This is a genomic window from Novosphingobium album (ex Liu et al. 2023), assembly GCF_029076845.1.
GTDB lineage: Bacteria > Pseudomonadota > Alphaproteobacteria > Sphingomonadales > Sphingomonadaceae > Novosphingobium.
The window spans coordinates 1-7,666 of record NZ_JARESE010000037.1 but is presented as its reverse complement, the minus strand read 5'-3'; the positions used below and the strand labels follow the sequence as shown (position 1 = coordinate 7,666).

Sequence of the window (7,666 nt, the reverse complement as noted above, 5' to 3'; positions counted from 1 at the left end):
ATGCCCCACCACCTGCGGCACCTCAATCTACACCGGAAATTACACCACGACCGCGGACGCTAACTCAGTTTCCGCGAGGAGACTGAGCATGAGTGACCTGTATTGGCTGAGCGACGAGCAGATGGTACGGCTTTCACCGTATTTCCCTAAGAACCATGGGAAGCCACGTGTCGATGATCGGCGGGTCCTGAGCGGGATCATCTTCTTCAATCGCAACGGCCTGCGCTGGCGCGATGCACCCCGGGAATACGGGCCTCATAAGACATTATATAACCGTTGGAAGCGGTGGGGCGAGATGGGCGTGTTCACCCGGATGATGGGGCCTCGCTGCCCAGAGTGCCGAGCCTCAGACCGTTATGATTGATGCGACCTATCCCAACGCCCACCGCACGGCTTCCAGCCTTGGAGTAAAAAAGGGGACCTCGGGCGCCTGATCGGACGAACCAAGGGCGGTATGAATGCCAAGCTGCACGCCGTCACCGATGCCGACGGCCGCCCCTTGAGTTTCTTCATCACAGCCGGCCAGATCAGCGACTACACGGGCGCGGCAGCCCTGCTCGAGGACCTGCCAAAGGCGCAGTGGATGCTGGCCGATCGGGGTTATGACGCTGAATGGTTCAGGGACGCACTTGAGCAAAAAGGCATCAAGCCTTGCATTCCGGGTCGTAAATCCCGCTCCTTGCCGGTCAAATACGACAAGCGCCGATACAAGCGGCGCAACCTTATTGAGATCATGTTCGGCCGTCTAAAGGACTGGCGCCGCGTCGCAACCCGTTACGATCGATGTCCAACCGTCTTCTTCTCAGCCCTCGCTCTCGTGGCCACCGTGCTCTTCTGGCTCTGATCAACGAGTCCTGAGCCTAGGTGTCGTCAAGTCTTCGTATAGCCATGGTCGCCGGGCGCCTCTCCACCCGGGCTTCCGGGGTCAAGGTTGCCGTCGAGGGCCTGTCACGGGCTCTGGTCGGTCGCGGACATTCGGTGCGCGTGTTTGGCCTTGCCGATGAGGCATGGAACAATGGCGACAGCGAAAAGTGGCAAGGCGCACCCGCGACGGTCCTGCGGACGCGCGGCCCTGCCCGACTCGGCTATGCACCGGGCCTTGCGCGCGCGCTCGGCGATGGCAATGGGGACTTCGATCTGGTTCACCTGCATGGGACTTGGATGTATGCCTCCCATGCGGTGGAGCGATGGGCGGCGCGAAACCGCCGCCCGTATCTCGTTTCGACTCATGGCATGCTCGCACCGAACGCATTGCAGTATTCCCCGTGGAACAAGCGTCTTGTCGGGGTTCTCTACCAAGAACGCTGTTTTCGTCACGCCGCCGCGTTCCACGCGACCTGCGAACGCGAACGCGACGAGATACGTGCCTACGGACTTGGACAACCCGTGGCGATCTTTCCGAACGGCATTGATCGGGTGCCGGTTGTGGGTAGCCCGCAGGAAACGCCGCGCAAACTGGTGGCGCTTGGGCGACTGCATTCGATCAAAGGGCTCGACCGGCTGATCGGGGCTTGGGGAATCGTCGCGTCAGATTTCCCGGACTGGGAACTGACAATTGCGGGGCCCGACACAGATGGCACCGGCCACCATCTGGAGACCATGGTGGCCGCAAACGGTATTCCCCGCGTCTCTTTCCGGGAGCCGATCTTCGGGGGCGAGCGTGATCATGTCCTCGCAAATGCCGATCTCTTCGCGCTGACAAGCCTGACCGAGAACTTCGCACTCACCGTGGCCGAGGCTCTGATTCAGGAAACGCCGGTGATCAGCACAAAGGGTGCGCCGTGGAGCGGACTGGAAACGCATGGCTGCGGTTGGTGGATTGACCATGGTGTCGAACCGCTTGCTCAGACCCTTCGTCAGGCGATGGCCATGCCGCGCGAGGCGTTGCGGGAGATGGGCCGGTCGGGTCGGGCGTGGATGCTCGACGAATTCATCTGGGACGCGGTCGCCGCCCGCGCCGAAACTGCTTATCGTGACGTGCTGGCCACAGCGGGGAACGCAACCACATGACCGAGAAGACCGTCTTCGTGACCGGCATTTGGAAATCCGGCAACCACCTCGTCTATTCGGCGCTGAACACGCTTGGGATCGAAGGGCCGTTTAACGGGATCGCGGCAAACTTGTTGTTTGGGCGCGGCGCGGCGGCCAAGCGGTTGCTGCGCGGCAGCGCAAGCGGCATCGACGTCGGCCTCGAAACCGAGGCCCGCGTGCGCCCCGGCTATATCCACCACAGCCTTCGCAAGCTTCGCGGCAAGATCGTCGGCGGACACGCCGCATTCAGCCCCGAATTGCTGGCGCTCCTGCGCGCGCAATCGGTCCACATGATTGTCATCCGCCGCGACCCGCGCGATATCCTCGTTTCCTTCGCCGACTGGATCGACGGACGCCCGGACTACTTCATGTATCCCGATTTTGCCGGACTTTCACGCGAACAGAAGGTGGCGCGGCTAATCCGCGGCGGGGCGGGAAGCGGCTATACGTTGCGGCCCTTCAGCGAGGTCTTGACGCGCGCGGAAGGCTGGCGGACGGCGGGCAAAGACGTGCTAAGCGTTTCCTTTGAAGACCTCATTGGTCCGAAGGGGGACGGCACAGCGGAGCGCCAGGCCGCGACGGTCGCAGCGATCTGCCGCCACCTCGGACGGCCCGTCCCCGACGACCCGGAGCTGATTGAACGCATTTATGGCGGCAGCCTGACCTTCAACAAGGGCCGAACCCAGCGCTGGCGCGAGTTACAGGGTGCCGACCTCCGGAACGAGATCACCGCATGTCTCGCGCCGCATTTGGCGCGCTGGGACTATGACCTGGAGCCACCCGAAAGCGCGGACACGGATGGAGGCGCGGCTCGTGGAAAAGCTTGACGTCGGCGCCAATCGGAGCACCCGCAGCTGGAGCCGGCGCGAGCAGGCCGGCCGGGTGGCTTGGGCGGCGGCACGCCCGCTGTTTGCACTCAGTCCGCGACCGATGTGGGGCTGGCGGCGTTGGCTGTTGCGCCGCTTCGGTGCCCGCGTCGGCGCCGAAGCGCACGTCTATCCCAGCGCGCGCATCTCGATTCCTTGGAACCTCAACCTCGGAGTGCAATGCGCCGTGGGCGACCGGGCGACCCTCTATGCGCTCGGCCCGATCGCCATCGGCGACCGTGCAACCGTGTCGCAAGGCGCGCATATCTGTGCCGGAACCCATGATCTCAGCCGCCCCGACCGGCCACTGATCAAGCCGCCGATCCTCATCGGTGAGGACGTCTGGATCGCCGCCGACGCCTTCGTCGGCCCCGGCGTTACGGTTGGCGCCGGCGCCGTCATCGGCGCGCGCGCAGTGGTAGTGAAGGACATCAAACCCGGATGGATCGTCGCCGGCAATCCGGCCAAACCGATTGGGAAGATGAATTCATGAGTAATATCAAAGATGTCGACGGGTATCGCTACGGCGACGCCGAGCTAAATCCCTCGCACGGTTACCTCCTGCCGGCACTGGTGACGGAACTCGATCGGCATGCGTCGCAGACGCCCGGCGACAAGCGGGTTTTCGATCTCGGATGCGGAAACGGCAGCATTTCGGCCGAGATGGCCGCGCGTAGCTGGGACGTGACGGGGGTCGATGCATCGTCGGAGGGCATCCGACAAGCCAACGCGCATCACCCTGGACTGCGGCTTGAACACGGCTCGGCTTACGATGACCTCGCGGCGAGATTTGGCCGTTTCCCGGTGGTCGTCAGCCTTGAGGTTGTCGAGCATATCTATGCGCCGCGCGACTATGCACGTAATCTCTTCGACCTGCTCGAACCCGGCGGCACCGTGATCGTCTCGACCCCGTACCACGGCTACCTGAAAAACCTCGTGATGGCGGTAACCGGAAAAATGGATGCCCATTTCACGGCGCTTTGGGACCACGGGCACATCAAGTTCTGGTCCTACGCCACGCTCGGGGAACTTCTTCGCGAGGCCGGGTTCACCGACCTGCGCTTCCGCCGTGTCGGTCGCATCGCGCCCCTGGCGAAATCCATGATCTGCGTCGCTCGCAAGCCCTGAGCTGATGCTGACCGTCATCATCCTCACGCGCGACGAAGAACAGCATATCGCCCAGGCGATCGGCTCGGTCGCCGGGATCGCGGACCGGGTTTTCGTCGCTGATTCTGGTTCGACGGACCGCACCGTCGCGATCGCCGAGAAACTTGGAGCAGTGGTTCGTTTCAACCCGTGGCGCAATTATGCCACCCAGTTCAACTGGGCGCTCGATCAATTGCCGGAGGACACGGAGTGGGTGCTCCGACTCGACGCCGACGAAATTGTGACCCCGGATCTGGCCCGAGAAATCGGCGCGCAGCTGGCCGTGCTGGACACGGAAATCGACGGCGCATGGGTCTCGCGCAGGATGACGTTCCTCGGCAGGCCGATCCGTTGGGGCGGCGTGTTCCCGGTACGCGTGCTGCGGCTTTTCCGGCACGGCCGGGGCCGCTGCGAGGATCGCTGGATGGACGAGCATGTCCTCCTCTCCGGCCCGACCGTGGATTTCTCGGGTGAGATCGTCGACGACAACCTGAACTCGCTCACCTGGTGGACCGCGAAACACAACGCCTATGCGTCGCGCGAAGTGGTGGACTTGCTGAATCTGCGGTACCGTTTTATGGCCCACGAGACGGTGGCCGACCTGCGCGGCGGAAAGCAGGCAGGGGTCAAACGCTGGATCAAGGAGCACCTCTATGCCTGCCTGCCCGGCGGCTCGCGGACCTTCATCTATTTCACCTACCGCTACATCATCCGGCTGGGCTTCCTCGACGGGCGCGAGGGCACGGCATTCCACGTGTTGCAGGGGTTCTGGTATCGTTTCCTGGTCGACGCCAAACTGTTCGAGGTGGAGCAACACATGCAGCGCCATGGCAGTGATGCGACGGCGGCGATCAAGGCGGTGCTGGGCATCGACGTCACCCCGGACCGGGACAGTTAGACCGATGCTGACGCAACTGCAATCGCTCCGGGCATGGGCGGCACTGAGCGTGATGGCCTTCCATCTCGGGGCATCGCTGGCCGCGCCCAAGTATTTCGGCATTCCGTGGGCCGGTGCTGTCACCCAGTTCGGTTATGCTGGGATGTTCCTGTTCTTTGTGTTGAGTGGATTCATCATTCACCAGGTCCACGCGCGGGATTTCGGCCGACCAGATCGCGCTTGGCGATACGTCGCGAAACGTGTGTTCCGAATCTATCCGTTGTATCTGGTTCTGTTTTCCCTGCTCTTGATAGTGATGAAATGGACGGGACTCGGCGAGGGCGGCATACCGACGGGATGGTTGGCACTGACAAAGGCTCTCCTGCTGTTGCCACAGGATCCGGCGGTGGCCGGTGGCACCGGCGCGCCGGTCATCATCGTCGCCTGGTCGCTTCAATACGAGATGGTGTTCTACAGCGTCATGCTGCTGTTCATCCTCGACATTCGTCTCGGCTGGTTGGCCCTCGCAGCCCTCGTCGCGGCCTTTTTCGTTTTTCCCCGGATCGGGGCCCCGGGCCTGTTCCCAGCCTTTTTGGAGGCGAAGTACTTCCAGTTCTTCGCCATCGGGGTTGGAACCTCCATGTTGGCGCAAGCCAAGACCTCGCCCCTCCATGCGCGCGTGCTGTGGCGCGGGGCACAAATATCTTTCGTGGGCTTATGGTTGCTGTCAGCGGCGCTGTCGCTCGCGACCGAGGGCGCCTTGGTGCTTATCGACAATCCAGGGATGCAGATAGCGCTGGCCCTGCTCGTCGCTGCCCTGATATTCGGCGCGACCGAATACGAACGGCAGGGGGGGCAGCGGGCCGGTGGCGTCGCGCGCCGGCTCGGCGATTGGTCTTACGCGATCTACCTGCTGCATTTCCCGGTGATCAGCCTCGCAAACAAACTGGCCGTCACGGCTGAATTGCAAGCCGGAGTCGCCGCCCTTGTGGTCGTGACCGGCAGCTTGGCGCTCACGCTTGCCGGCGCCGCACTACTGCACAATTTGGTCGAGCGCCCTGCAATGGCCTATGCCCGCAGCCTCGTCAACGCGCCGGCAAGCGACGTATCGAGTGCAGGTTAAAAATGAGTAACGCCCAGCTCTCGCCTGGCTGTGCCGATAATTAACCTATGCTGTTCCAGCGGGCCCGCTCGGGCACCCCAATCCAGTTCGCGGACACAACCGATGCTCCCGTCAATGACAACCGTCTGTGCCCCCCATGAAAATCACCGTCGTCACCGCCGTCTACAATCGCGCCGCGACCATTGCCGAAGCCGTCGCAAGCGTGCAGGCGCAATCTTACGCATCGGTTGAGCATGTCATTCAGGACGGTGGCTCCAGTGATGGTACGGTGGCGACCATCGAGCGCCTCGCCAACGCTTCGACTAGGCTTCGTTCAGAAGCGGACCACGGTATCTACGACGCCATCAATCGCGGCATCACGCGAGCCAGTGGTGAGGTCATCGGCCTCATGCATTCCGACGATGTTTTCGCGCATGACCACGTCCTCGCGAAAGTCGCTTCGGCGTTCGGCGATCCAAGCATCGATGGGGTCTACGGCGACCTACAATACGTTGCAGCCGACGATTTGACGCACGTCATCCGCCAATGGCGGTCAAGCTCTTACGACATGGCCAGGCTCCGGCGTGGATGGATGCCCCCCCACCCAACACTCTACTTGCGATGCGAAGTGTTCCAGCGCTGGGGCCTCTATGACACCGAGATGCGTATCGCCGCTGATTATGATGCGATGCTGCGCTATTTCGTCAAGGGCGGGATCACGCTTGCCTATATTCCCGAAGTGCTCGTGAAAATGCGCGTCGGCGGCGAGAGTAACCGGTCACTTGGCCACATACTGCGCAAGAGCAGAGAAGACCTCGTTGCCATTCGCCGCAACGGCGTGGGGGGCATTGGAACGCTTGCCTGGAAGAATTTCAGCAAGCTCAGTCAATTCATCATGAAAGAAGGCACCAGCGCATGACCAAGCGTGCACTCATCGCCGGCATCACAGGTCAAGACGGCTCTTACCTCGTCGAGTATCTGCTCCAAATGGACTATGAAGTGCATGGCATCAAGCGCCGAGCCTCGTCGTTCAATACGCAGCGGATCGATCACATTTACCAGGACCCACATGCGCCCGAACCAAAACTCAAGCTTCACTATGGTGATCTGACCGACACATCTAACCTGACGCGGATCAAGCAGGAGGTACAGCCCGATGAGGTCTACAACCTTGGCGCTCAAAGCCACGTGGCGGTCAGCTTCGAGGCGCCCGAGTACACCGCCGACGTCGATGCCATAGGTACTCTGCGACTGCTCGAAGCAATCCGCTTTCTGGGGTTGGAGAAGAAGACCCGATTTTACTAGGCCTCGACATCCGAACTCTATGGCCTCGTGCAGGAAATTCTGCAGCGCGAAACCACACCATTCTATCCCCGCTCCCCCTACGCAGTCGCCAAACTCTATGCCTACTGGATCACGGTCAACTACCGCGAGGCCTATGGCATGTGTGCCTGCAATGGCATCCTCTTCAATCATGAAAGCCCACGGCGCGGCGAGACCTTCGTGACGCGCAAAATCACCCGAGGCCTTGCTAACATCAGCCAAGGCCTTGAGGCATGCTTGTTCATGGGCAACTTGGATGCGCGGCGACAACTACGATGGCCGGTTGAGCGGCGACTATGATGGCCGGTAGGATCGGTTGTC

Annotated in this window: 6 protein-coding genes and 3 pseudogenes; all 9 read left to right on the top strand. The window is 61.9% G+C overall.

The genetic code is table 11. From position 1 onward, the window contains the following. Nucleotides 1-88: 88 nt before the first annotated feature. Nucleotides 89-844, top strand: a pseudogene (locus tag PYV00_RS11990) (IS5 family transposase). Between the two features lie 44 nt (nucleotides 845-888). After that, nucleotides 889-2,010, top strand: coding sequence for a glycosyltransferase (locus tag PYV00_RS11985; protein ID WP_275228502.1), 1,122 nt, complete (start codon nucleotides 889-891; stop codon nucleotides 2,008-2,010). Then, a complete protein-coding gene (locus tag PYV00_RS11980; protein WP_275228501.1) occupies nucleotides 2,007-2,858 on the top strand; it encodes a hypothetical protein in 852 nt (283 codons plus the stop codon). The genes PYV00_RS11985 and PYV00_RS11980 overlap by 4 nt, the downstream gene beginning before the upstream one ends. A gap of 364 nt (nucleotides 2,859-3,222) precedes the next feature. Continuing rightward, nucleotides 3,223-3,378, top strand: a pseudogene (locus PYV00_RS24415) (acyltransferase); the annotation flags it as partial. Between the two features lie 8 nt (nucleotides 3,379-3,386). Further along, complete coding sequence (locus tag PYV00_RS11970) at nucleotides 3,387-4,025, top strand: class I SAM-dependent methyltransferase (RefSeq protein WP_275228499.1); 639 nt, start codon at nucleotides 3,387-3,389, stop codon at nucleotides 4,023-4,025. Between the two features lie 4 nt (nucleotides 4,026-4,029). Further along, entirely contained in the window at nucleotides 4,030-4,941 is a 912-nt protein-coding gene (locus PYV00_RS11965) for a glycosyltransferase family 2 protein (RefSeq protein ID WP_275228498.1), read from the top strand. A gap of 4 nt (nucleotides 4,942-4,945) precedes the next feature. Next, entirely contained in the window at nucleotides 4,946-6,043 is a 1,098-nt protein-coding gene (locus PYV00_RS11960) for an acyltransferase family protein (protein ID WP_275228497.1), read from the top strand. A gap of 136 nt (nucleotides 6,044-6,179) precedes the next feature. Further along, nucleotides 6,180-6,941, top strand: coding sequence for a glycosyltransferase family 2 protein (locus PYV00_RS11955; RefSeq protein ID WP_275228496.1), 762 nt, complete (start codon nucleotides 6,180-6,182; stop codon nucleotides 6,939-6,941). Continuing rightward, nucleotides 6,938-7,612: pseudogene (locus PYV00_RS11950) on the top strand (GDP-mannose 4,6-dehydratase); the annotation flags it as partial. The gene PYV00_RS11955 and the pseudogene PYV00_RS11950, both read left to right, overlap by 4 nt. Nucleotides 7,613-7,666: the final 54 nt, after the last annotated feature.